Genomic DNA, 24,597 nt, shown 5'->3' with positions numbered 1-24,597 from the left:
AGGTTTTGCAGTGATATACAATAACGCACCACTTGCGTTTGAGGTGACGAGCCGGACAAAAACGAATATAAAAACCGCAATACAGTTCAGCACGCAAGACATCGATACGGCGCGGTTACTCTTCTCGCTAACTAAGGATGGCGTCCCATTGCCGTTGTCTGCTGTTACCGGGAAACTTGTCATGTTCACGGCGGACGGCAGCCGGTTTATAAAAAACGTAGAGATCGTAGATAAGGTCGAAGGGGTTGCGCAGTACGTTCTGTCAGCCGAAGAGATCCGACACAGTGGCGATGTGCAAGCGGAACTTTACCTGTATTACGCGAATAAGCAGGCGCTTTCCATCCATAAGTTTTCGTTTACCATCGACAAGGCGCTGATTGATACGGATATCGTACCATTGGCGGAATACTACGTGGATGACTTCGAAGCGTTGCGCCAACAAATCAACGACTTATACGACGAAGTGGTCGAAACAGTCGAAGAGCTGCGCAAGAAATTCGAAGACCTTGAAAATATTGAAACGAAAGAAGGGGCGCAAGCAAAAGCGGACGCTGCAGAAAAGAATGCGAAGTCCTATACGGACACTCATACGAAAAGGACTGACAATCCGCATAGCGTAACGAAATCGCAAATCGGTTTGGGGAACGTTGAGAATGTGAGGCAGGAGACGCCGGATGGTGCGCAGGAAAAAGCCGACAAGGCCTTAACGGACAGCAAAGCGTACACAGACGAACACACAGGTCGGACTGATAACCCGCACTCAGTGACGAAGGATCAGATCGGACTTAGTAACGTCGACAACGTTAAGCAGGCGCCTCTCGACCAATTCCGGGCGCACGATTCGAATGGCATTCGTCATACTTCGCAGGTTGAGAAGGACAAGTGGAACGGATCGCAGTTGTTTAAATTGACGCAGGATACCGGCGCGGCACAGTACATGACGGGCATCGATTTTAATACGGTAACAGATACCGGCTTCTATTATATGAGCGGCGCAACGACGGCCCTAAACGCTCCGGTAAATAACAACGGATATCTTCTCGTTCATAACTACAGCACGTACGCGTATCAGGAATACACGTCATATAGCAGTAATGATTCAACGTCTTCCGGCCGGCGGAAATTTATGCGTAATAAGGTCGCGAGTTCGGATTCATGGACGTCGTGGCGCGAGCTTGAATCGGTAGAAGGGGCGCAGTCAAAGGTAGATGCCCACGCCAACAGAACGGACATTCACGTCGTACAGACGGATAAAGATAAGTGGAATAGTCCGTGGGTCGCGACGTGGAATAACGTTACTTTGATTAACGGCGCGCAACAAAACGCTAGCTATCCGTTCAAGTTTTCCGTTGCGAATAACGAAATTAAACTGCGTGGTACATTCGGGTCACTACCGGCCGCTGGTACGACGGTAGCGAAGTTCACGTATAAGCCGACGCAGCTCGTAGATTTCGTTGTACCTACGATCGGATCTTACGGGACTGCGCGGTTTGCATTTACGACGGACGGCGAATTACGGTTCGATGGGCTTTCCGCAACCGACTCGGCTAGCGTTACGCGAGTATCTTTTAATATCGGGATTCCACTATGGTAATGGAGGCGATGAATGTGCACGTTCTTTTCTACGATGAGAATTTCAAATATGACGGCGAAGCGGATATCGAAATAAATACGGAGGCAGGCGAGAAACTGCCTCCAAATTGCACAACGGCGTTAATTCCTGCCGGATTATACGATCCGAAATATGATCCTAAAAAGGGCGTTTGGGTTGAGGCGGCAACACAAGATTATATCGACAGTGTAAAACCACCTGCACCAAAACCAAGCGAAATTGAAGTCCTGTCTCAACAGGTCGCGGATCTATACTATCTAATTGCGATGGGAGGCTCATAATATGATAGATTGGTTCACGTATATCAAAGGGTTTTACGAAACGGGTCGGTGGACGAAAAAACAAGTTTATGATGTTGTTGCTGTCGGCCGCATCACACCGGAACAATACGAAGAAATTACAGGCGATCCGTACGATCCCAGCACGCCTCCCAGCGAAGACTCTACCGGAAGTGACGAAAAAGTGAGCGGACAGGAGGCGTAGTTATTGAACGGCGGCGAATTAGACGTACTCAAATATTTTTTAACGCAGGGACCGTTCGCGGTCCTTTTTACGTGGCTGCTGATTTACGTAATGAAGTCGAACAGGGAGCGTGAATCGCGGCTGCAGGACTTACTCGATAAATTTAGCGATAAGTACGACGTCATCATCGACAAGATCGATAGGCTCGAAGAAAAATTCCGCGGAAGAGAATAATCGAATAAACGCAACACGCCCGTCAGGTGAGAGTCCCGGCGGGCTTTTTAAATTATGAAAAAGGAGACGATGAAACATGGTGAAAATCACAAAGGACTTTATTCCAGTAGGACACAATAACAGACCGGGATACGCAATGAATCCGGCATACATCACAGTTCACAACACGGCGAACACGGCGAGAGGGGCAAACGCAGCCATGCACGCCCGTTATGAGAAAAATCCGGAAACACCCACCAGCTGGCACTTTACGGTTGACGAAAAAGAGATATATCAACATCTGCCATTGAATGAAAACGGATGGCACGCGGGAGACGGAAACAGCGGAACCGGCAACCGAAAATCTATTGGCATTGAAATTTGTGAGAATAGCGATGGGGATTTTGAGAAAGCCGTGGCGAATGCTCAATGGCTGATCAAAAAGCTCATGAAGGAGCAGGGCATTTCCCTTGCAAATGTCGTTCCACATCAACACTGGTCGGGTAAGTATTGTCCGCGCAAATTGCTTGATCGGTGGGACTCTTTTAAGGCCGGTATAAGCGGCGCGCCATCTTCACCAGCGAAGACAGAAACCAAGACGTCCGGATCGACATACCCCGTTAAGAAAGGCGACACTTTGTCCGAAATTGCGGTGAAAACAGGCGTCAGTATGGCGAAGTTACAAGCATACAATGGCATTAAGAATGCGAATAAGATTACGGTCGGCCAAGTGTTAAAACTGACGGGGGCGGCCGGCTCTTCTAAGCCGTCATCCAGCGGCAAGAAATACGTCTACCTTCCGGCGTCTGCCGCCTCATGGCGCATCTATCCTACGAATAAAGCGCCGGTCAAAGGGAACGAATGCGGATTATTGCGTCCTAAGAAATTCGGCGGCCTGAAGTACGAGGTTCTCGGTAATCCACAGACCGACGTGTACACGATCAAGACGGACCAGTTCGGAAAGGTAAATATCTATGCCGCGAAGTCCACAGGCGCAACAGTTAAATAAACGAAAAGGGAGACGATAATATGGAAGAAGTATTAATTTTCGCGACTATCCTCGCGCCCATCCTAACGGCGCTCGTTCAGCTCGTTAAGAAAACCGTTAAGCTGCCGACGAATATTGTGCCGGCTCTCAGCTTCGTCATTGGTATCGGGTTGGGCGCGATTGCCTATCCGTTTACTGACCTCGACTTGGTGCTACGTTTGTGGGCCGGCGGCTTTGCGGGTCTGGCCGCGACGGGTCTTTTTGAAATCGGAACAAAGCGAGAGGGAACTACGAAATAAAATAACGGAACTTTTTGCGGGCGCTTGCGTATGAATACGTAGGTGTCCGTTTACATAACTGAAAAATAAGTTATCATTAGAAGAAAAAAGGTCGTGATCGTATTGAAGCGGGTTGGGCTACTTTTTTCTGCGTTAATAGCTGCGTTTTTAATCGGTGGGTGTTCATCTGATTCGCAGCCTCATAGCAAAGACAGTACGGCAAAAGCTGAGGAAGTGAGCACAAATGAAAATCTAGGTGAAGATAGTGCTATTTGGGCTTATTCAGCAGAAATAAATGATAAGGCAAATTACGATGGGCTAGATATAAAAATCGATCGGATTTTGATATCGCCATCAAGCGCCCACATTGCGATAAAAGGATCGATAGAAAACATCGGGCATTCTTCCTTTGAAGCGTATCCGGCAGCGGAAACAATCAAGCTTAACACCGGAGAGGAATTAGGTCCGCAAGAAGTGATAAAAGTAGTTGATGACGGCACGAATAAATTAAAGAAGAAGGGCGATCGTCTCGATTTTTTCTACGCTTGGCCTATGTCCAATACATCTCCGAACGAAGTGACAAGCATAAACCTATCTTGGAATATCTACAAAACGCTTGGGGATGACGCAGTAAACTCAGCTACCTTCACGCGAAATTACACACTAAAACAATAACGATAAGCCCCGTCCTTAACCGGATGGGGCGTTTTTTACGTTTATGATATCCGCAAACCTCACGAAATTGGTGCCGCCCTTGGCGTCCTTCACACGAAATTCCTTCCGTATGTGATCCACGTAATGGACTGCGCCGATTACTTCGCGTATGTATCCACCGTCATAAAGCTCGAACGACAAATCTGCGCCTACCTCCATCGATTGCGCGACCGTCACTTCCATATCCTCGATCTGCTGCGTGTCCAGTTGCGGCTTTTCTACTTTAAGTTTCGCCTCAGCCAATCGCTGAAAGCCTTCGCGTAATTCCGGCAAGATAAAACTCGAAGCCCACAGTTTGTTATCGCTAGTCATGCCGAACACCTCCGGCTTTATTATATGCGAATATGCGTTCGGCTATCAATCGGAAATATCAGCCATAACGAGGAGCTATTGTTGTTCGTCTTTTTTAAAAGCGCTTCGCAATTTCTCTTCAATGGACTCTTCGTTGGTTTCAATTTTATATAATAATTCGTGAAAATCATCTCGCAGCTTACTAATATTAGTTGCTAAATATCCGTCCATCTTTGAACCACTAAGTTCATAAATACGCGATTTTTCAAGATCTTTCAACCTGTTTTCTATATTATTAATTTCACGTCTGTACTTTTTGACGACTCCATTACCATTGTCCGTCGACATTATATTCACCTCCTCTCGCTCACTCACGAATTTCAAACAACTCATTCATATCTGTTATGTTAAGCTCTTTCGCAATTTTGGCAACATGCTCTCGGTTAAAAGATGTCCGCTGATTCGAGCAAAGCTCAGAGATAACGTTTCTTCTAATCCCTATTTTATCTGCGAACTTCATTTTCGGTATATTACGGCTGTCCAATATTTCTTCAAGCTTTATATAAAGCCGCATAACTCTTCCTCCTTGATTCTGATCGTTATCGGATAAGGTAGATTTATTATACCTTAAATTTTCCTAAATCGAAATCAAAAATATTAATTTATCGATAAAAAGATAAAAGAGTTGACTTATCGATAAAACGATAATATTATTTTATTATCGATAAAGCGATAAGGAGGTGGAGGTATGCATTACTTAGCGGAGCATCAAACGTTTAATTCAACGGCTGCCCTAAACGCGGCAGTCTACGAGCACATCAAGCGCAATACATACGACCTGAATGACACCGACCGCCAAGCGTTGAAGAAGATCGCCCGGTATGCGGTTAAGTTCAGCGGGGCGGCGCACCTGAAGGCGGAAACGCTGGCGGATCTCATCGATAAGTCAGTCAAGACTGCACGCCGGGCCCTAAATAAATTGGCAACGCTCGGCATCGTTAAGAAAATCGCAACAACTCGGAAGATAAACGGAGGGAAGGGCGCGAACATAATCGTGATCCTGCCGGTAGATGACCAGTCGACAATGTCCAATCGCGGACAAGCCGAAAAGCCAACGGAGACAACGGCCGAGGCCCCGAAAACGGAAAACGAACCATCGGATTCTATTAAGCGTTCTAAAAACAAAAATAACGTATTAGATACGGCGACTGTGCCGGCTGAAGCGTTAAAAGGCGCATTGCCTGACGAAATATTTAACGCGATGTCTCGCTACTTTGACGCAGAGGATATTTATAAATACTACGGAATTTTACTTCGCGCTAAGGCCAGCGTAGACAGATCGATCAGACTCGAAGAACATGCGTCGCCTTTCGTTGAAGCGTGGCACGCAACGATTATGAAAGCGAAATCGCACGAAATTAGACGTTTCGACGATTACCTATACGCAGGGTTCAGGAAGGCGGCTTGGACGGTTAAGGCGCGGTTAAATCGTGGCGGATCGCTTATGGATCGTTTTAGGCAGGCGTTTGAAACAGCGTAACCCAGTTCGGACTTGCGGCGTAGTGCGTCCGCATCGTATAATTGAATAAGAGACGATTGACTAAACGGTGACTAAACGTTGATACGCTTGACTTTCCGTAGTGACTAAACGGTTGACTTATCGGAAAATTAATTACGTAAAGCTGGCAGCGTAGAGGTCAGGGGTTCGAGCCCCCTTGGCTCCATACCTTTAAACCCTTATTCTATAAGGGTTTTTTTATTTGTCAGGAACAGAGCCAATAGCCCAAAAAAGCAATTGGGGACAATTTGGGGACGAAAAATTTATTTTGAGGAAGTTTAGTTGCTTTTCGCCTTCAATTAGGATTGAAGAAGCCGCCTTTAAAGGCGGCTTTGTTGTTTATCAATTTTCTTTCGGAGCAATCTTTGCTGGTGCAGCACCGCAGAACAGGAAGAATGTAAATAATACTGGTGGAGAAATTGCTACGCCTAATTTGCCCAGATATTCTAATACTGTCCACCAATCTCCTTTTTCAATTGCCTTTTGAACTTTATCTAATGCTCCTTTAGAGATACCAATAGCATCTTCAAGGCATCTTCGAACAGTGTTCTTTTGGACACTTGTATACTTATATTCCTTATTCATATATTTAGCGAAAGCGATCATACCCTCTTTTTGACCTTTGGTATAAGGAGACTTTTCAAGCTCATCCTCATTAACTGTGTAGCCTGTCTCTTCATCAAAAATTACAATCTTAGTAAAGATGTACTCAACTTCTTTTCAAAATTTTTCAATTTGTTCTTTAGTTAATCCATCTAACCCGTTCTCTTCCTCTGCTGAAACTGTTGGCGCTATTGTAGCAATAGCAAGAAGTAGGGTCAACGCCAGAAAAACTAATCTTTTCAACATTATAACTTCCTCTTTTAGAAACTTGTACAAGAAACTACACGGTAACACATTTTTCTAAATAAGGGTACATTTATCTAGTTTTAATCTGTTTAGACAGGATAAGTAAAATATCGACAAAAAAGATTATGACCATAAACTCAAAGCAAGAGTCGAACCCCCCCAAGCTAATATACCGAACATGACAGAGAACCTAAGACAAGCTTCAAATTTTGTAAGCCCTCGCTCTCTTTTTGTTTTACCTAATTTCCAATAAACAGCATATCCTGAGAACACCAAAATGAGTACTCCGAGTCGTGTCATATTTTCTAAAAATTCTATACCATCCATTGATTTTCACCTCGTTTATTTATGAGAAAAAAATAAAGTAGACTTGTAGAGAGTCTACTTATAAACGCTATCCCAAAGTACACATTTTCATACAGCTTAAAACATTTGAGTGATAAAGTAAGGCTCATTTTAAATGACACATCCTTAATCCCTCCCATTTATATTCCCCATACATTAGTTTTATTATCTCAAATAGAATGGACGTTTCCAACAGTTATGTGAAAATAAGTAATCTGGCAACTGCAAACAAATTGCGGTTTTTTTTCGTCCAAACATATTATGGAAATGTTAGAATATTATATAAAAGGAGGAGTGGCCTTGTGAGTTCTGTTTTACCGTCATCGGAGGTTGGCGTTAAGATTAATGAATGGTACAAAATGATACGTCAGTTCAGTGTTCCGGATGCGGAGATTTTGAAAGCGGAAGTGGAACAAGAAATAAATGAGATGGAAGAAGACGAGTATCTACTGATTTACTACACCCTCATGAAATTCCGCCATCAGCTCATGCTGGATTATTTAGAACCGGTGACTACCCGTGTGAGACCGACAATTGACGAGCTGCTGGAAAAAATCGAAGCATCAAATAAAGGAATTTCCGGCCTGCTGTGCTATTACTCTTTATTTTTCCGCGGCATGTATGAATTTGATCAAAAGCAGTATGTAAAGGCGATCGGCTTTTATAGAGAGGCTGAAAAACAACTCGTTCATGTGCATGATGAAATTGAGAGAGCGGAGTTTCATTTTAAACTGGCTGAAGCATATTACGGTATGAAACAAAGCCACGTCTCCATGCATCACGTAAAGCAAGCGCTCGATATTTACGATCAGTATGAGTTGTATAAGGTCCGGAAAATTCAATGTCTATTCGTCATCTCTGGGAATTATGTTGACTTTAAACGCTTTGAAAAAAGTTTGCCTCATTTAGAAAAAGCTTTAGAGTTATCGAAACAAGTAAACAATAATGAAAGGCTGCTCAGTTCTGCTTATTACAACATAGGAAAGAATTACGGAGACCTAGAAGAATACAGTAATGCTGAAATCTACTTAAAAAAAGCAGCGGAGATATCTGAAAAGTATAAATTGGGTAACCTTCCGCATTCCTTGTTTACATACGCAAAGCTTCTATTTAAACAAGGGAAAACAAGCGAGGCGATTCAAATCAGCAAAAAGGGACTTTCATCAGCGATATATCAAGGGGATAAGCTGTTTGAATCTCTGCAAAAATATTTGGAGGCTTTATATATTAATGCAATAGACCAAATGGGAATCAAAAAAACAATTGATTACCTTGAGAAAAATAAAAACTATTCGTATGTAGAAGATATTGCTCTTGATACGGCTGCTGTTTATGCAGAATCAAAGCAATATGACAAATCTTATTTTTATCATCAAAAAATGATTCAAACGCAAAAACAAATTCAGAGGGGAGAATGCCTGTATGAATTTTAGAAAAGGCGTATTTATCATTGTATCGGCTGTCGTTTTAATGTCAGGGGCCGGTCTAACGGCTTCGGTTGTTTCATTTGATGGATCATATCAAGTTTCATCTGATCGTAATCAAACTTAAGAAGGAGAGTGCCAGTATGAAAAAAAGCATCTGCATTATTTTGGGTCTGTCGTTATCTTTAGTATGTGGATTGGGTATGAACTCAGTGGAAAAAACACATGATACCTTTCAAACTGCTTCAGATCGTTTTCAAACTTGAACAGCTTAAGCCTTTTCTTCGGAAAAGGCTTTTTTCCTTTCTTCATTATATTGTTTCAAAACATCCACTTGTTTTTATGCTTATCCCACTTCAGCACACACTGCCTCATGAGGTTCTTCACTGCTTCCCGGATAGCGCGTTCATCCTTGCCAGTTTTTCTCTTCAATTCATCCAAGGAGGGGTTCTTCCTGAATTGGATCTAAAGATAATCCGGTACACTTTTCGTTCAAAATCAGTCATTTGATCATCTCTTAACTTCATAAGTCTCAACGGATAAAAGAGAATCAAATACAATAATGTATCCCCCTTTAAGTTCTTCACACGAAATTCCTTCCGTAGGTGGTCCCGTAATGAACTGATAACCTCGCGTATGTATCCGTCGTCATAAAGCTCGAACGATAATTCTATGCTAATATTTAAAAAATATGGCACTCAATATTTATAGGTTCAATTTATCAATTTAATGGAGGGAAAATAGAAAGGAGAGAAATGAGAAAGTATTTTGGGATCGTGTTGCTTATCATCCTTTTATTCACATTGTGTTTCCTGCCTCATATTCATTGGGCGCTTGGAATCCTAGGAATTGTCGTGGGGAGTATTCTAGCAATCAAATCGCCTAAAGGAATTGCAAAGAATATTTCTTTTGTTATCCTAGCACTTTGTTTACTTTTACTATTATTATTGATTGTGATGGGCGTTTTGATGGCAGGTCTAGTGGAAAATTAACCTTTAATTTATTATCCTATTTTGGGACCAGCTTATTCATTTTTAGCCAAATAAAAGATTAGGATTTGAAATAAAACGTCTGTTCGTATCAGAAACTCATCTCCACACTGGCAGCGTAGAGGTCAGGGGTTCGAGCCCCCTTGGCTCCATACCTTTATAGGTTTTTAATCTCTGTAACAGCCTCTGTGTTCCGCTTCATTTCTAACAACTCAAAATAAAGGAAAGAGAGAAAATGAAAAAGAAAATCTATTTTATATTATCTCTGTCAGCTGCACTGGCACTTCTTTTAACAGCGCTCCCGGCTCTTTCTCCCGTCATCATCACGTCTGCTTCAGAAAAAGGAGCCATCAGGCATGACATTTATAAAAAAGGATATCCGTATCAAAGCTGCTTTGCGATTCTTCAAAGAGAAGAAGGAGGCGGAGAGGCCGGGAACCTTTATTATGTAAATTGGTTCAATTGGAAAGATGAAACCGGACAGACGCCGCACGTATGTTATTCAAAAAAATCGTCCGAAGGCGAGTACAAAGTAAGCTGCGGAACCGGACCGTAATGATCAAAAGCCCCTCTCCAATGAGGGGCTTTTTTCGTCAAAGCTTGAATGCCGCTCCGTTTCCCATTTAATACCCCCGATAGAACGGCTGAACATAATGCCGATACGGATCATTGGGATAATGCGTATTTGGCTGATAAGGCTTATTCATATCATGAATACCCGTGTTTTCAGACTGTCCGCAGTATTTATCGGGGCCTATCACAGTTGATTGCCGGATCGGTGAAACGGCTTTTTCCCACTCATGCTCATTCAGACAGTACGTATGCGCCATGATCTCAGGCGGCGTCAGACGGAGAATATCCGAGCCGTATATCACTTCAGGCGAAGGGGCGTCAAATATGGCCAAAAGATGGGTTTTGTCTGAAGTGGCGACTTCATAATGCCACCACCCCTGCGGAATATTCGCCACTTGCCCGGGGGTAATCGGGTAATTACGTATTTTCTGGGTGAACGGATTCAGCATCGACACCACCGCGGAACCCGAAATACAGTACACCAATTCAGCGGCGTTTTGATGGGTATGCGGTTCAATCACATTTGTTTTACTCAGAAAGATATCTAATAATGAAATATTTTCAAGCGTGTTTAACTGTTTAATCCCCAATACATTGATAAAGTTCCGAGCATCTTTCGTAAAAAAACGGCTCTCATTCACATCATAAGTGAACTGTGTATTCGGAGACGTGTAATCGATATCGGAAACCATGCAATCCCCCGCTTTCATCTTTAAACGTATATTCCCAAATATATGTGTCCCTGTTTCACCGGGTGATAAAAAAGGAGGTGAAATCCATAAATTCCAAATCCAACACAATATTGTGACGGCTTTTTTAAAGATTCATTTTAGATATATCTTTTATTCGAAATATCTCTTACTATAAAGATATATTGAAAATACATCTTTAGAAGGGTTGAGGATGAACATGCTGGATGAGAGAACAATAGACATCATCAAAAGCACAGTACCTGTATTGAAAACACATGGAGAAAACATCACCGGACGCTTTTATAACCTGATGTTTCAAGATCATCCCGAACTGTTAAATATGTTTAACCAAACGAACCAAAAGAAACAGACTCAGCGCGCAGCATTGGCAAATGCAGTTATTGCGGCTGCGGCGAATATTGATCAATTAGAACAAATCATTCCGGCGGTCAGACAGATCGGCCATAAGCACACAAGCATCGGTGTAAAACCGGAACATTATCCGATTGTCGGAAAGTATCTGCTTCTGGCAATTAAGGATGTGCTGCAGGATGCCGCAACTCCTGAGATTATGCAGGCATGGGAAAAAGCTTACGGTGTTATTGCGGAGGCTTTCATCGGCATTGAAAAAGACATGTACAATGAAGCCGGATGGCAGGGGTATAAAGAATTTACGGTTATACAGAAAACAAAAGAAAGCAAAGATATCACATCATTTTATATCAAACCGAGTGACGGCTCTTCGCTTCCTGGATTTGAAGCGGGACAATATATCAGCATTAAAGTAAGGATTGCGGATTCTCCTTATACGCACATTCGCCAGTACAGCCTGTCTGATGTTGCCCGAAAAGGGGAATATCGGATTTCTGTGAAAAAGGACGGAGCGGTTTCTTCTCATCTCCACAATGAAGTTCAAGAGGGAGATAAACTTGAAGTCAGCGCACCCGCCGGAGATTTCAAGCTGTCTGCTTCCGAAAAACCGGTTGTTCTTATCAGTGCCGGTTCCGGAATCACGCCGATGATGAGCATGCTGAAAACAGCCGCCAAAAAACAGCCGGAGCGTTCCGTTACTTTTATTCATGCCGCGAAAAACGGAGAGTACGCCGCGTTCCGCAAAGAGGCTGAACAAGCTGCGGAGAATCATCCGAATATTAACGTCATTTATGTATACAGTGAACCGGCAGAACAAGACCGCTCAGGAGACAAGCCTTTTTACAGCGGCCGGATTGATCAAACCTTCTTGGAGCAGCTTCATCTGAATCAAGATGCTGAATGTTACTTGTGCGGGTCAGCGCAGTTTATGACGCAAATGAAAGATATGATTCTTGCACTCGGGTTTGACTCTGATTCTGTTCAATATGAATTGTTCGGCCCTCAGCTGAGCATGGCATAACAAAAAAGACTCCTCAAAGAGGGGTCTTTTTTATTTGCACAATGTGTTCTTTCTCCGTCTTTTTCCCTATTTTATTGAAATTTTCATCAATGACCAGTAAAATTATAAATCTAGTGATTCCGGAATTAAAGGAAGGTTGATATGAAAAAGAAAGCAAAGACCAAAAGGGTGCTTGGGTGCCTTTTTGCTGTATCTCTTATATTCGGATTATTTCTGGTATCAATGGTATTTTCGAAATTCATAGTGACGGAAGAAAAACCGCCTGAAGAGGTGGACGAGCAGCAGGTCTTTATTGACAGCCTTTCCGGGCATGCTCAGATTTTATATGAGAAATATCATGTCCTTCCGAGCATCACCCTCGCACAGGCCATTCTCGAATCGGACTGGGGGAACAGTGAGCTTGCGGGGAAAGCGCGCAACCTGTTCGGTGTAAAAGGTGATTATAAAGGAAAACACGTCACGATGAAAACGGATGAATTTGAAAAAGGAAAACGAAAAACGATTCGGGCAAAATTCCGTAAATACAGCACGTTTTTTGAATCAATGGATGACCATGCCAAATTATTTGTCAACGGAACGTCTTGGAATAAAAAGAAGTACAAGCCCGTCATTGAAGCGGACAATTATAAAACAGCGGCGGCTGCCCTTCAAAAATCCGGCTACGCCACAGACCCCGGCTATGCTGAAAAAATTAAAGATGTCATAGAAACCTATAACCTGAATGAATATGACAAAATCAATGCCTCTCTTAAAGCAGTTGATAAGAAAGGCGCCATCAAAGACCACGCCATTGAAGACGTGTGGTCCAAGCCGTCGAAAGAGCGGCATTCTATTAAACTGGCATCGGCGCAAAAGTTTACCGGCGAGCATATTAAAGTCGTATCTGAAAAACAAAACGGAGAATCCGTCTGGTACCAAATTCAAGTGAAAGATGAGCTGATCGGCTGGGTTGACCAAACCGCCGTCCAGTTAAGTGAAGAAACATAAGCATCAAAAAAAGCCGGCAGCTTGCCGGCTTTTTTACATTCCTTCAGTTTCAAACCTTTTAATATCACGTTTATGCCCCATCAGCACAAGGCAGTCACATTCATGAATGACAGTCTCCGGAGAAGGGGACAGCTGAATGTCTCCATTATGTTTCACGGCGAGAATGGTGCAGCCGAATCTGGCCCGGACGCCGAGATCAAGAATGGATTTTAAATGCAGCTTTTTCGTGGCTGAAAGCTCCACAATGCTGTATTCATCTGACAAATCGATGTAATTTAAGACGTTTTCATCTGAAAGGCTTTGCGCAATCCGCACGCCCATATCCTTTTCGGGATGGATAATACGGTCAGCACCGATCTTTTCAAGCACTTTGTGATGATAATAGTTTTGCGCTTTCACCCAAATATTAGGGATGTTCAGCTCCTTCAATAACAGCGTCGTCAGCGTGCTTGCCTGAATGTTGGCGCCGATTGCTACGATGACATATTCAAAATTTCTGATGCCGAGCGACTGAAGCTCGCTTTCTTCCGTTGAATTTGCCCGCACGGCATGCGTGGCATAAGAGGAGTATGCGTTGACCCGCTCTTCGCTGATATCGATCGCAAGCACCTCATGCCCCATTTTAAAAAGCTCTTTACAGATGCTTCCGCCGAAACGGCCGAGTCCGATGACGGCAAATTGTTTATTTTTGATTTTTCCCAATCCTCATAACTCCTTAAGAAACTGTTTTCGTCACTCCAAATACAACAAACAAGAATGTACTCCTGTTTCAGGGGTTTGTCAATGCGAGGGCCGGAAGAAAGAAAACAGCACAAAAAAAGACCGGCTGACAAGCGATGAGCTTGTGCCGGTCCGTTTTTCGCAATTATTTGCAGTTGCAAGGCTGTGTCGGCGGTGTGCTGCGTTTTTGAACAACAATTGTGTCCTCAGCATAGAATTTAGAGCCGATGCTTAATGATTTATTTTCTGCACGGAACTTATATGTACCTGCAGCAGGCAATGTTTTATTATTAAGAGAAAGCTTAAATTCCGCTGCGCCGAGCAAATCAATGTTTAACGGAAGTCTGACTGTTTTGCCGTTATTCAGAATCTGTCTTTCACGCAAAGCGTGTCCGTTGACTGTATCTTTTGTTGTAGCCGCAAATCCGCTAGGAAGGGTAAATTCCATAACGCCTAAGCTCAGGATCGTGTTCGGACGGTACGTCAATTCGATATCAGAAAATGACCATTCCTGCTGGCTGGCACCTGTATATTTTGCAAATAAGGTAGCAGTCGCTTTCGCGGACATTTCCGGCTCGTGAACGGTTGAGCCTGACTCAGCGGCGAATGACGCTGTCGGCAGAGAAAGAAGCAAAACCAGGCCGAATAAACTTGCCATGACAGTTGAGAAAAATTTCTGTTTCATTTTCATAAATCCCCCTAAAAAAAATTTGCTGATTGTTCTTAAAAAAGAACGACCATACCTATAAAAATTTACCATCAATTTTAATGGAAGTAAATGGGGTTATGTTCCTATATTTTCTCAAAAATAATCAAATCACGACAAAAAAACGCCTGAATCAAAATCAGGCGTTTTTTTCGTCCGTTTCTATCGGAATAAATTTAAAAATCTCCCCGCTCTGAACCGAGTCGGCGAGCCGCTTCAGCCAATGATAATAAGCTTTCGAGCTTTCAAGCTGATCATATAACTGCCGCGCTTCTTCCTGTAATTCCGCGCTGCCTTCCTCGGCCAGCAAAACGGACTGCAAATCCGCCTGAGCCTGTACGATGGCTGACAAATTCACCTGAACTTCACGGTCCCATTTCGGCGGAAAGAAATTCGTGAAAAACGTAAAGAAATCCTTTTCCGCTACAAATGTATGCTTCCGTGTGCCGCGGTGAAAGGTTTTTTTGACCACATTTAAATCCTGCAGCTTTTTAACGCCCGTGCTCATACTCGGTTTGCTCATCTGCAGTTCCTCACGCATTTCGTCAAGCGTCATTTCATCCCTCATATACATTGTTCCGTATAAAATCCCGACACTCCGTGTGATTCCGTAAAGATCCATCGTCTCTGCAATGGAATCAATGACAAGCTCCCTGGCTTGTTCTATAGCTGCGAATTCTGGATTCTCATCCATACTGTCCCTCTTTTCCTCTTGAAGTTTAAATTTGTTAAGTCATTTCTTTATGTTCTTAATCTTAACGAATCATGACAAAATGTCAAAATCTAAACGGACTGACCGGGTTTTGACAGGCAAAAAAACATGTGTTAAATTAACATTGTTAAAAACATTAAATTTTTATTTAACAAACTTACTTCTCGGTAAGGAGGACTCTTATGAGCAAAACGCTTTATATCGGCGGCGAATGGATCAGTGCAGAAAAAAAACAGACCCGCCGTATCATTAATCCATTTAATCAAGAAGAAATTGCAACGGTATGCGAAGGAGACCGGGATGATGCGGTGAAAGCCATCGCCGCAGCCAGAAAAGCATTTGATGAAGGGGAGTGGCCGGTGCTTTCCGGGCTCGAGCGCGGACAATTTGTTCTGAAAATTGCGGAATTAATCAGACGCGATCTGAACGAATTAGCTGAGCTGGAATCGCTTGACACAGGAAAAACGATTGAAGAAAGTAAAGCCGATATGGATGATATCGCAAATGTATTTCAATATTATGCCGGTTTGGCGGATAAAGACGGAGGCGAAGTCATTTCATCTCCGATTCCCGATTCAGTAAGTAAAATCGTCAGAGAGCCGATTGGCGTATGCGGACAAATTACGCCGTGGAACTATCCGCTCCTTCAGGCGAGCTGGAAAATCGCTCCCGCTCTTGCGGCCGGAAACACGATCGTTTTAAAGCCGAGCGAGATTACTCCGCTGACAACCATTAAAGTCTTTCAATTAATAGAAGAAGCCGGTATTCCGAAAGGGGCCGCCAATCTCGTGCTGGGGCCGGGCGCCTCTGTCGGCGACGAGCTGGCGAGAAACCTCGACGTCGATTTGGTCTCTTTTACGGGCGGAATTGAAACAGGCAAAAAAATCATGCAGGCGGCAAGCGGCAACGTGAAAAAGATTGCCCTGGAGCTTGGCGGCAAAAATCCGAATATCGTATTTCAAGATGCAGATCTCGAAACAGCTGCAGATCAAGCGCTGAACGCCGTGTTCTTCCATGCCGGTCAAGTTTGTTCAGCAGGGTCACGTCTTTTGGTGGACGAAGCCATTCATGATGAATTTTTAGCCGAGCTGATCAAGCGCACGAAACGCATCAAATTAGGAAACGGTTTTCATGAAGATACGGAAAGCGGTCCGCTGATTTCCGCCGAGCATCGGGCCAAAGTCGAAAAATACGTAGAAATCGGTATCGAAGAAGGGGCAAAACTGGAAACAGGCGGCAAACGTCCTGATGATCCCGCCCTTCAAAACGGTTTTTTCTATGAACCTACTATTTTCTCAAACTGCAAGTCTGATATGCGGATAGTCCAAGAGGAGATCTTCGGCCCCGTTTTAACAGTCGAGTCATTTTCTTCTGAAGAAGAAGTGATCAGACTTGCCAACGATACCATTTACGGGCTGGCCGGAGCGGTATGGTCAAAGGATATTGAAAAATGCGAACGCGTAGCCGCCAAACTGCGGATGGGAACGGTATGGATCAATGATTTCCACCCGTATTTCGCGCAAGCGCCATGGGGCGGGTACAAACAATCGGGCTTCGGCCGTGAGCTCGGTAAAATCGGCCTGGAAGAATACACGGAAATCAAACATATTTACCGCAACACGAAACCTGCGGCTGTGAACTGGTTTCAAGCATAATTAGGAGGAGATAAATATGACATTAAATATGAAAGTAGAAAGCATGCATAAATTCCATACATTCGAAATCCCGACAGTCATTAAACACGGAATCGGCGCGATTCAGCACGCGGGAAGTGAAGTCAGAGCGCTTGGCGTCACAAAAGCGCTGCTCGTAACAGACCCGGGAATTTATAACGCGGGAGTGGCAAACCCGGTCATTGAATCTTTGCAGGAAGCGGGCATCGAAGTCGTCCTGTTTAACAAAGTGGAGCCGAACCCGCCTGTACGTCTTGTGAACGAAGGATCAGAACTGTATAAAAAAGAAAACTGCAACGGTCTTGTGGCTGTCGGCGGCGGAAGCTCCATGGATACGGCGAAAGCGATCGGGGTAGAAGCGACACACGAAGGAAGCGTGCTTGATTATGAAGCCGCGGAAGGGAAAAAGCCGCTGGAAAACCGTATTCCTCCGCTGACAACGATCCCCACGACTGCGGGAACAGGTTCAGAGGTCACACAATGGGCGGTCATTACAGATGAGGAAAGAGAATTTAAATTCAATACGGGCGGACCGCTTATCGCCGCGCATTTAACGGTCATTGACCCTGAGCTGCACACGTCCATGCCTCCGCATGTGACGGCCATGACAGGTATTGATGCACTTGCGCACGCCATCGAGTGCTATACGATGAAATTCGCGCAGCCGATCACTGATGCCGTCGCTTTAATGGCCATTGAATATGCGGCGCATTATATTAAGCGCGCGTTTGCGGACGGAGAGGATTTGGAAGCAAGATACGGCATGGCGCAGGCGGCGATGCTTGCCGGCCTTTCATACGGCAGTGAATCAGCAGGCGCGGCGCATGCGATGAGCCAGACGCTCGGCGGCATCATCCCTGTCGCTCACGGACAATGCGTCGCAGCTATGATGGGACCGGTAATGGAATACAACTGGAAAGGCTATCCGGAAAAATTCGCCCGCATCGCCAAAGCATTCGGAATCGATACAAGCAACATGACAACCGAAGAAGCGGCCAAAGCGTCCGTCAACTGGATGTATGATCTTGTAAAAGATTTAGAGGTGCCGAGTTTAGAAGAACAAGGTGTGTCTCCGGACATGATTGAACGTTTATCAAAAGAAGCCATGAAAGATCCGCAAACATTCGGAAATCCAAGAGATTTGAATGAGAAAGCATACAACTGGATTTACAAACGCTGCTTTGACTTAACGCCGAAAACGGTATAATAAATGAACCCCGCTCCTTTACAGAGCGGGGTTTTTTAAGGATAATGTCAAGAAAAAGGCGGTGGTGGCTGATGTGGAAACGCATAACAGCAAAGACGGAAGGCGTATATATAGCGGATACCGAACAATTTGTTACCAAAAAGATGGACAAGCTTCGCGCGGAATACGGCGGGTTTCCCGGTGACCTGCATTTCGGACTGACAAAAAAGGCCGGCGCGCGTGAGCCGATGTATGAAAGAGGAACGGAAATTTTTAACCGGAGACAAATTTCAATCGTGTCCATGGAGGAATGTGATGACATTGCGGAGAAGATGGGGATTTCTCATATCTTTCCCGAATGGCTCGGCGCTAACATTGCAATCAGCGGTTTTTCTGCGCTGACGCCGCTTAAAGAAGGAAGCAGATTGATATTTCCAAGCGGCGCGTCTCTGTTGTGCGAGGGAGAAAATGATCCGTGCATTCAGCCGGGAGAAGTCATTCAATCCTTTTATCCGGGTCAGCCAAAACTCGCCGCGGCGTTTGTGAGGCACGCGATGGGCAGAAGAGGAATTGTCTGTATTGTTGAACGCCCGGGTGATATATGCACGGGCGATGCGGTCACCATCCATTCTTATGAACCGAAACGCGTCAAGAAAAAAATCGAGAAGGTCTGACTCAGACCTTCTCGATTTTTTTCTTGATTTCTTCTATTTGATCGATGTGACGCTTTTCATGATGGCCGATAAAATCAATCCACTGGCGGATCGTCAGTTCTTGAAAAACGGGATGCGGAAGCACACGTTCAAAATCTTCCTCGTTTAATGATGAAATAACTGCGGTCAGCTGCTGTCTTGCCGTATCTAATTCTTGTTTTGCTTCAATGACTGAGATTCGGTTTTGCTCAGGTTCGAGGTGTGACGGCGCCGGCCGTTTATTTGATCTGTCCTCTATAAACTCCATCGGTTTGTCTTCGATTTTTTTAAACGGTGCGTCTTTTGCCTGCTTTGATAAAAGGGCCTGCGCTGTTTCGTCAATTTTCTTTAAATGGTCAAGGACTTCCCGCACGCTCCACTCATCAGCCGCGGGCTTTCGGTTGAATTCCTCATCAGAGAGTCCTTTCAGTACTTCCCAGGTCTGCTGTCTGGCTTCATTAAAAATGCTCATCCTATCTCCTCCTTTAGAGTAAACATATCATATCCGGATTGGATAATCATGTAATCAGCCTTACTTATCAGAAAATTGAAACCATTTACCTTTACATCCGTATATAAAGTAACACTCCGACACCAAGCCGAAAGGAGGATAGAATGTGGACATATTTCATCTGTCGCTTGAAACGGTCTATCTTTACACATTGATTATTTCGGGAAGTCTCACGCTTTTGATTCTGTTTTTTCAAGATGTGTTTCACGGCCTCTCGGAAGCCATTCCTGTTTCATTTTTAAACCCTGCATTGATTCTGTCTTTTTTAACAATCTTTTCAGCCTCAGGTTATATCGGCGAAATCGCCGCTCCGCTATCAAGTCCTGTCATTGCGTTACTTTCATTTGTTCTTTCGGTTCTTTTGGTCATCCTGCTTCACTTCTTCGTCCTTGTCCCGCTTTCATCAGCGGAAGAATCGCTCGCATATCGGGAGACAGATTTAAAGGGCAGAGTCGGCAGGGTCATTACTTCCGTCCCGAAAGACGGCTATGGGGAAGTGATCATAGAGGGAATAGGGGGCGCCATTTCTAAATCAGCCGTCAGCTTTGATCAAGAACAGATCAAGTACGGAACGGCCGTATTAGTGATTGACGTGAAAGACGGAGTGCTTTTTGTGACGCCGCATGAACCAATCTGATATCTAAGGGGGAACTGTTATGACTATGCCGATTATCATTGTTATCGGAATCGTATTCTTTTTACTTATCGCACTTATTGCTGTATTTATTACGAAGTACCGGACAGCGGGGCCGGATGAAGCCCTTATCGTGACCGGAAGTTATTTGGGAAATAAGAACGTCCACATTGATGAAGGCGGAAATCGTCTGAAAATCGTCCGGGGCGGGGGAACGTTCGTGCTCCCCGTATTCCAGCAGGCAGAACCTCTCAGTTTACTGTCAAGCAAACTTGATGTCTCTACACCTGAAGTCTATACAGAGCAAGGCGTGCCGGTAATGGCCGACGGAACCGCCATTATTAAAATCGGAGGCTCCATCGGTGAAATCGCCACAGCGGCTGAACAATTTTTGGGGAAATCCAAGGACGACCGTGAGCAGGAGGCGCGGGAGGTGCTGGAAGGCCATCTGCGCTCCATCCTCGGCTCCATGACCGTTGAAGAGATTTATAAAAACAGGGAAAAGTTTTCTCAGGAAGTCCAGCGGGTCGCGTCTCAGGATCTTGCTAAAATGGGGCTGATGATCGTTTCTTTTACGATTAAAGACGTCCGGGATAAAAACGGCTATCTTGAATCATTAGGTAAGCCGAGAATCGCCCAAGTCAAGCGGGATGCGGACATTGCCACGGCAGAAGCGGATAAAGAGACGAGGATTAAACGCGCGGCCGCTGATAAAGACGCAAAAAAATCAGAGCTGGAGCGGGCGACGGAAATAGCTGAAGCGGAAAAAATCAATCAGCTGAAAATGGCGGAATACAGAAGAGAGCAGGATACAGCAAAAGCCAATGCCGACCAGGCATATGATCTTGAAACCGCAAAAGCACGCCAGCAGGTGACAGAGCAGGAAATGCAAATTAAAATTATTGAGCGGCAAAAGCAGATTGAATTGGAGGAAAAAGAAATTCTGCGCCGTGAGCGCCAATATGACTCTGAAGTGAAGAAAAAAGCCGATGCTGACCGTTACTCGGTGGAACAAGCGGCCGCGGCCGCAAAAGCGAAGCAGCTCGCCGAAGCGGATGCCGAGCAGTACAGCATCGAAGCGATGGCCAAGGCGGAAGCGGAACGCGTGAGAATTGACGGTCTTGCTAAAGCGGAGGCTGAAAAGGCGAGAGGAGAAACCGAAGCGGAAGTCATCCGCCTGAAAGGTCTCGCAGAAGCGGAAGCTAAAGAAAAAATCGCCGACGCATTCGAAAAATACGGGCAGGCTGCAATCCTTGATATGATTGTGAAAATGCTGCCTGAATACGCAAAACAAGTCTCAGCGCCTCTTTCAAACATTGATAAAATTACCGTCGTGGATACGGGAGGAAGCGGTGAAAACGGCGGAGCCAATAAAGTCACAGGCTACGCAACCAATTTAATGGCCGGTCTCCAGGAAAGCTTAAAAGCATCTTCCGGAATCAATGTAAAAGAGCTGATTGAGAATTTTTCAGGCAAAGGAAACATAAAACAAAGCATAAATGAACTTACAAAAGAACTGAGTGATTCTAACGAACGGCACAGCCCGGAATAAAAAAACAGCAGGCGTAAACCGCCTGCTGTTTCAGTTCGTCCGCTTAGCTTCAAGAAGCCGCGGCGCAGTCATGAATAATAAGATAAGGACAATGGCTGAAAGGATAAAAGAAGGAATCATGTAAGTCGCGTTATAGACGGATGAATAAATCCAGACCGGCGTACCCTTCGGAGCATAGCTTCCGAAAAAGACAGCTCCGGAGACCACATGCGCCGCATACCGCAGTACACTGCCGATGAAAACACCGCCTATAACATACATCGTTAAAGCGCCTCTTTTTTTATTCAATGCCGATGCTCGTACACCGGAAGCAAACAAGCCGCTGAAACCGAGAACTGCAAATGCCGCGATGTAATCGAGAAATAGCTGCACCGGGTGCTGCAAAAACAAATTGCCGATGGCGATCTGGACGATCCCTGTTAAAAAGCCTGTCGTAAGCCCGGCCTTCATTCCCCAGCGGAATGAAATCAAAAAAATCGGAATCATCATAATAGAGACCGAACCGCCTTGGGGCATCCGGAGAAACATACCTGAGACAATGTCCAGAATGACAGCCGCCCCGGTCATAATCGCTATTTCAATTAAGCGCACAAGCTGTGTTGAATGATTCATAGTTTTCCCCCTGGTCAGACAACCGTATCAAGGATAAACAAAAAAGCAGCGCGGGGAAGGATGGGAAAAGGTCCGCGCGCTGCTTACATAAACTGCAAATCATTTGGCTTTGCCACATCCCTACGCCAGCGTTAACTAACAGGTTCAAAGGGTCAGAACAAAACGTTCACTCTCAGCTTTAATGCTCCCCTTGTGGTCATCAAGTATTTAGTTCAATCTTACTATACAAGAAAATAGGCCAAACCACAAGACAGCTTATCTTTCTATAGAAGAGAAACTGAAATAAGGTATGAAAGAAAATAATTAATGATTTTTTTAAAAAACTATTGTCATATTTTCAAAAGGGTGTTATATTATTAAACGTCGCTGATGGACAGCAGACAACAACAAAAAGCTTCGGAAACAACTTAAAAAAAGTTGTTGACATAAAAGAAGATGAGTGGTAAGATAATAAAGCTGCTTCGACAAGCGGTAATGATCTTTGAAAACTAAACAAGACAAAACGTACCTGTTAATTCAAAGTTTTAAATAAATCGCACAGCGATGTGCGTAGTCAGTCAAACTAAGGTCTGCACGATGCAGATCACACAGACGTTACTGCAGGATGCAGTGAACTTAGTCTGTGATCCATTTATCGGAGAGTTTGATCCTGGCTCAGGACGAACGCTGGCGGCGTGCCTAATACATGCAAGTCGAGCGGACAGATGGGAGCTTGCTCCCTGATGTTAGCGGCGGACGGGTGAGTAACACGTGGGTAACCTGCCTGTAAGACTGGGATAACTCCGGGAAACCGGGGCTAATACCGGATCGTTGTTTGAACCGCATGGTTCAGACATAAAAGGTGGCTTCGGCTACCACTTACAGATGGACCCGCGGCGCATTAGCTAGTTGGTGAGGTAACGGCTCACCAAGGCAACGATGCGTAGCCGACCTGAGAGGGTGATCGGCCACACTGGGACTGAGACACGGCCCAGACTCCTACGGGAGGCAGCAGTAGGAATCTTCCGCAATGGACGAAAGTCTGACGGAGCAACGCCGCGTGAGTGATGAAGGTTTTCGGATCGTAAAGCTCTGTTGTTAGGGAAGAACAAGTGCCGTTCAAATAGGGCGGCACCTTGACGGTACCTAACCAGAAAGCCACGGCTAACTACGTGCCAGCAGCCGCGGTAATACGTAGGTGGCAAGCGTTGTCCGGAATTATTGGGCGTAAAGGGCTCGCAGGCGGTTTCTTAAGTCTGATGTGAAAGCCCCCGGCTCAACCGGGGAGGGTCATTGGAAACTGGGGAACTTGAGTGCAGAAGAGGAGTGGAATTCCACGTGTAGCGGTGAAATGCGTAGAGATGTGGAGGAACACCAGTGGCGAAGGCGACTCTCTGGTCTGTAACTGACGCTGAGGAGCGAAAGCGTGGGGAGCGAACAGGATTAGATACCCTGGTAGTCCACGCCGTAAACGATGAGTGCTAAGTGTTAGGGGGTTTCCGCCCCTTAGTGCTGCAGCTAACGCATTAAGCACTCCGCCTGGGAGTACGGTCGCAAGACTGAAACTCAAAGGAATTGACGGGGCCCGCACAAGCGGTGGAGCATGTGGTTTAATTCGAAGCAACGCGAAGAACCTTACCAGGTCTTGACATCCTCTGACAATCCTAGAGATAGGACGTCCCCTTCGGGGGCAGAGTGACAGGTGGTGCATGGTTGTCGTCAGCTCGTGTCGTGAGATGTTGGGTTAAGTCCCGCAACGAGCGCAACCCTTGATCTTAGTTGCCAGCATTCAGTTGGGCACTCTAAGGTGACTGCCGGTGACAAACCGGAGGAAGGTGGGGATGACGTCAAATCATCATGCCCTTATGACCTGGGCTACACACGTGCTACAATGGACAGAACAAAGGGCAGCGAAACCGCGAGGTTAAGCCAATCCCACAAATCTGTTCTCAGTTCGGATCGCAGTCTGCAACTCGACTGCGTGAAGCTGGAATCGCTAGTAATCGCGGATCAGCATGCCGCGGTGAATACGTTCCCGGCCTTGTACACACCGCCCGTCACACCACGAGAGTTTGTAACACCCGAAGTCGGTGAGGTAACCTTTATGGAGCCAGCCGCCGAAGGTGGGACAGATGATTGGGGTGAAGTCGTAACAAGGTAGCCGTATCGGAAGGTGCGGCTGGATCACCTCCTTTCTAAGGATTTTAACGGAATATAAGACCTTGGGTCTTATAAACAGAACGTTCCCTGTC

Annotated in this window: 29 protein-coding genes, 1 rRNA gene, 1 pseudogene and 1 riboswitch; of the genes and pseudogenes, 18 read left to right on the top strand and 13 right to left on the bottom strand. The window is 45.1% G+C overall.

The features are described from left to right. The first annotated feature begins 10 nt into the window (after positions 1-10). The 7 genes from VP472_RS14650 to VP472_RS14620 all read left to right on the top strand — a co-directional run bounded on the left by VP472_RS14650 (position 11) and on the right by VP472_RS14620 (position 4,228). Positions 11-1,594 carry a BppU family phage baseplate upper protein gene (locus VP472_RS14650; protein WP_227005765.1) on the top strand — a complete coding sequence of 528 codons (1,584 nt, stop codon included), beginning with the start codon at positions 11-13 and terminating at the stop codon, positions 1,592-1,594. Next, positions 1,594-1,893 (top strand): hypothetical protein, encoded by a 300-nt coding sequence (locus VP472_RS14645; protein WP_241264966.1) that lies wholly within the window; start codon positions 1,594-1,596, stop codon positions 1,891-1,893. The genes VP472_RS14650 and VP472_RS14645 overlap by 1 nt, the downstream gene beginning before the upstream one ends. Before the next feature lies 1 nt (position 1,894). Continuing rightward, a complete protein-coding gene (locus tag VP472_RS14640; protein WP_153986686.1) occupies positions 1,895-2,095 on the top strand; it encodes an XkdX family protein in 201 nt (66 codons plus the stop codon). Positions 2,096-2,098: 3 nt separating this feature from the next. Next, positions 2,099-2,308 carry a BhlA/UviB family holin-like peptide gene (locus VP472_RS14635; protein WP_013351581.1) on the top strand — a complete coding sequence of 70 codons (210 nt, stop codon included), beginning with the start codon at positions 2,099-2,101 and terminating at the stop codon, positions 2,306-2,308. Positions 2,309-2,384: 76 nt separating this feature from the next. Further along, a complete protein-coding gene (locus VP472_RS14630) occupies positions 2,385-3,296 on the top strand; it encodes an N-acetylmuramoyl-L-alanine amidase (RefSeq protein ID WP_153986685.1) in 912 nt (303 codons plus the stop codon). A 20-nt stretch (positions 3,297-3,316) separates the two neighbouring features. Continuing rightward, the gene (locus VP472_RS14625) at positions 3,317-3,574 is read left to right on the top strand and encodes a holin (RefSeq protein ID WP_013351583.1); all 258 of its coding nucleotides are present in this window, start codon (positions 3,317-3,319) and stop codon (positions 3,572-3,574) included. Between the two features lie 93 nt (positions 3,575-3,667). After that, on the top strand, positions 3,668-4,228 hold the full coding sequence (locus VP472_RS14620) for a hypothetical protein (RefSeq protein WP_153986684.1): 561 nt from the start codon (positions 3,668-3,670) through the stop codon (positions 4,226-4,228). A gap of 15 nt (positions 4,229-4,243) precedes the next feature. On the opposite strand, the gene VP472_RS14615 is transcribed toward VP472_RS14620, so the two are convergent. From VP472_RS14615 to VP472_RS14605, 3 genes are all read right to left on the bottom strand, one after another. Continuing rightward, the gene (locus tag VP472_RS14615; protein WP_153986683.1) at positions 4,244-4,579 is read right to left on the bottom strand and encodes a YolD-like family protein; all 336 of its coding nucleotides are present in this window, start codon (positions 4,577-4,579) and stop codon (positions 4,244-4,246) included. A gap of 75 nt (positions 4,580-4,654) precedes the next feature. Further along, positions 4,655-4,906, bottom strand: a complete 252-nt coding sequence (locus tag VP472_RS14610; protein ID WP_025851529.1) for a hypothetical protein — start codon at positions 4,904-4,906, stop codon at positions 4,655-4,657. Positions 4,907-4,925: 19 nt separating this feature from the next. Then, positions 4,926-5,132: a helix-turn-helix domain-containing protein gene (locus VP472_RS14605; protein ID WP_025851527.1), complete on the bottom strand. Its 207-nt coding sequence runs from the start codon at positions 5,130-5,132 to the stop codon at positions 4,926-4,928. A 174-nt stretch (positions 5,133-5,306) separates the two neighbouring features. Between VP472_RS14605 and VP472_RS14600 the strand changes: the two genes are divergently transcribed. Then, positions 5,307-6,098, top strand: coding sequence for a helix-turn-helix domain-containing protein (locus VP472_RS14600; protein WP_153986682.1), 792 nt, complete (start codon positions 5,307-5,309; stop codon positions 6,096-6,098). A gap of 360 nt (positions 6,099-6,458) precedes the next feature. On the opposite strand, the gene VP472_RS14595 is transcribed toward VP472_RS14600, so the two are convergent. From VP472_RS14595 to VP472_RS14585, 3 genes are all read right to left on the bottom strand, one after another. Then, positions 6,459-6,722 carry a hypothetical protein gene (locus tag VP472_RS14595; protein WP_146277406.1) on the bottom strand — a complete coding sequence of 88 codons (264 nt, stop codon included), beginning with the start codon at positions 6,720-6,722 and terminating at the stop codon, positions 6,459-6,461. 114 nt (positions 6,723-6,836) lie between these two features. Continuing rightward, positions 6,837-6,965, bottom strand: a complete 129-nt coding sequence (locus tag VP472_RS14590) for a hypothetical protein (RefSeq protein WP_255219924.1) — start codon at positions 6,963-6,965, stop codon at positions 6,837-6,839. 123 nt (positions 6,966-7,088) lie between these two features. Next, positions 7,089-7,292, bottom strand: coding sequence for a hypothetical protein (locus VP472_RS14585; RefSeq protein ID WP_015387806.1), 204 nt, complete (start codon positions 7,290-7,292; stop codon positions 7,089-7,091). Positions 7,293-7,612: 320 nt separating this feature from the next. Between VP472_RS14585 and VP472_RS14580 the strand changes: the two genes are divergently transcribed. Further along, complete coding sequence (locus tag VP472_RS14580) at positions 7,613-8,743, top strand: Rap family tetratricopeptide repeat protein (RefSeq protein ID WP_070082263.1); 1,131 nt, start codon at positions 7,613-7,615, stop codon at positions 8,741-8,743. Between the two features lie 312 nt (positions 8,744-9,055). On the opposite strand, the pseudogene VP472_RS14575 reads toward VP472_RS14580, so the two are convergent. Then, positions 9,056-9,240, bottom strand: a pseudogene (locus tag VP472_RS14575) (hypothetical protein). 718 nt (positions 9,241-9,958) lie between these two features. On the opposite strand from VP472_RS14575, the gene VP472_RS14570 reads away from it, so the two are divergent. Beyond that, entirely contained in the window at positions 9,959-10,279 is a 321-nt protein-coding gene (locus VP472_RS14570) for a hypothetical protein (protein WP_146277404.1), read from the top strand. 67 nt (positions 10,280-10,346) lie between these two features. Here VP472_RS14570 and VP472_RS14565 read toward each other — a convergent pair whose 3' ends face one another. Then, positions 10,347-10,988 (bottom strand): cupin domain-containing protein, encoded by a 642-nt coding sequence (locus tag VP472_RS14565; RefSeq protein WP_071392221.1) that lies wholly within the window; start codon positions 10,986-10,988, stop codon positions 10,347-10,349. A gap of 217 nt (positions 10,989-11,205) precedes the next feature. Between VP472_RS14565 and hmpA the strand changes: the two genes are divergently transcribed. After that, positions 11,206-12,381 (top strand): NO-inducible flavohemoprotein, encoded by a 1,176-nt coding sequence (gene hmpA / locus VP472_RS14560; RefSeq protein ID WP_102422047.1) that lies wholly within the window; start codon positions 11,206-11,208, stop codon positions 12,379-12,381. Positions 12,382-12,522: 141 nt separating this feature from the next. Then, positions 12,523-13,368 (top strand): glucosaminidase domain-containing protein, encoded by an 846-nt coding sequence (locus VP472_RS14555; RefSeq protein ID WP_077722742.1) that lies wholly within the window; start codon positions 12,523-12,525, stop codon positions 13,366-13,368. A 33-nt stretch (positions 13,369-13,401) separates the two neighbouring features. Here the strand turns inward: VP472_RS14555 and VP472_RS14550 are convergent, their stop codons facing one another. From VP472_RS14550 to cudC, 3 genes are all read right to left on the bottom strand, one after another. Continuing rightward, positions 13,402-14,070 (bottom strand): potassium uptake protein KtrA, encoded by a 669-nt coding sequence (locus tag VP472_RS14550; RefSeq protein WP_058906302.1) that lies wholly within the window; start codon positions 14,068-14,070, stop codon positions 13,402-13,404. Between the two features lie 163 nt (positions 14,071-14,233). After that, positions 14,234-14,773: a biofilm surface layer hydrophobin BslA gene (gene bslA, locus VP472_RS14545; protein WP_070082729.1), complete on the bottom strand. Its 540-nt coding sequence runs from the start codon at positions 14,771-14,773 to the stop codon at positions 14,234-14,236. Between the two features lie 160 nt (positions 14,774-14,933). Further along, a complete protein-coding gene (cudC, locus tag VP472_RS14540; RefSeq protein ID WP_146277402.1) occupies positions 14,934-15,488 on the bottom strand; it encodes a transcriptional regulator GbsR in 555 nt (184 codons plus the stop codon). Between the two features lie 200 nt (positions 15,489-15,688). Here cudC and betB point away from each other — a divergent pair, with 200 nt between their 5' ends. From betB to VP472_RS14525, 3 genes are all read left to right on the top strand, one after another. After that, the gene (betB, locus tag VP472_RS14535; RefSeq protein WP_003152180.1) at positions 15,689-17,161 is read left to right on the top strand and encodes a betaine-aldehyde dehydrogenase; all 1,473 of its coding nucleotides are present in this window, start codon (positions 15,689-15,691) and stop codon (positions 17,159-17,161) included. Positions 17,162-17,177: 16 nt separating this feature from the next. Then, entirely contained in the window at positions 17,178-18,386 is a 1,209-nt protein-coding gene (gene gbsB / locus VP472_RS14530) for a choline dehydrogenase (RefSeq protein ID WP_003152181.1), read from the top strand. 71 nt (positions 18,387-18,457) lie between these two features. Further along, positions 18,458-19,039, top strand: coding sequence for an MOSC domain-containing protein (locus tag VP472_RS14525; RefSeq protein ID WP_102422042.1), 582 nt, complete (start codon positions 18,458-18,460; stop codon positions 19,037-19,039). Position 19,040: 1 nt separating this feature from the next. On the opposite strand, the gene VP472_RS14520 is transcribed toward VP472_RS14525, so the two are convergent. Then, on the bottom strand, positions 19,041-19,529 hold the full coding sequence (locus tag VP472_RS14520) for a DinB family protein (protein WP_102422043.1): 489 nt from the start codon (positions 19,527-19,529) through the stop codon (positions 19,041-19,043). A gap of 145 nt (positions 19,530-19,674) precedes the next feature. Between VP472_RS14520 and VP472_RS14515 the strand changes: the two genes are divergently transcribed. Beyond that, positions 19,675-20,205, top strand: coding sequence for an NfeD family protein (locus tag VP472_RS14515; RefSeq protein ID WP_146277401.1), 531 nt, complete (start codon positions 19,675-19,677; stop codon positions 20,203-20,205). Positions 20,206-20,224: 19 nt separating this feature from the next. Further along, positions 20,225-21,754, top strand: a complete 1,530-nt coding sequence (locus VP472_RS14510) for a flotillin lipid rafts scaffold protein FloT (protein ID WP_024085720.1) — start codon at positions 20,225-20,227, stop codon at positions 21,752-21,754. Positions 21,755-21,784: 30 nt separating this feature from the next. On the opposite strand, the gene thiT is transcribed toward VP472_RS14510, so the two are convergent. Further along, positions 21,785-22,366 carry an energy-coupled thiamine transporter ThiT gene (thiT, locus tag VP472_RS14505; protein WP_102422045.1) on the bottom strand — a complete coding sequence of 194 codons (582 nt, stop codon included), beginning with the start codon at positions 22,364-22,366 and terminating at the stop codon, positions 21,785-21,787. A 100-nt stretch (positions 22,367-22,466) separates the two neighbouring features. Beyond that, positions 22,467-22,567, bottom strand: a riboswitch (TPP riboswitch). A gap of 430 nt (positions 22,568-22,997) precedes the next feature. On the opposite strand from thiT, the gene VP472_RS14500 reads away from it, so the two are divergent. Further along, positions 22,998-24,540: ribosomal RNA gene (locus VP472_RS14500) — 16S ribosomal RNA — on the top strand. Positions 24,541-24,597: the final 57 nt, after the last annotated feature.

This window comes from Bacillus sp. MT(2024) (assembly GCF_036362845.1).
Taxonomy (GTDB): Bacteria; Bacillota; Bacilli; order Bacillales; family Bacillaceae; genus Bacillus; species Bacillus velezensis.
This window is presented reverse-complemented; position numbering and strand designations above follow the sequence as displayed.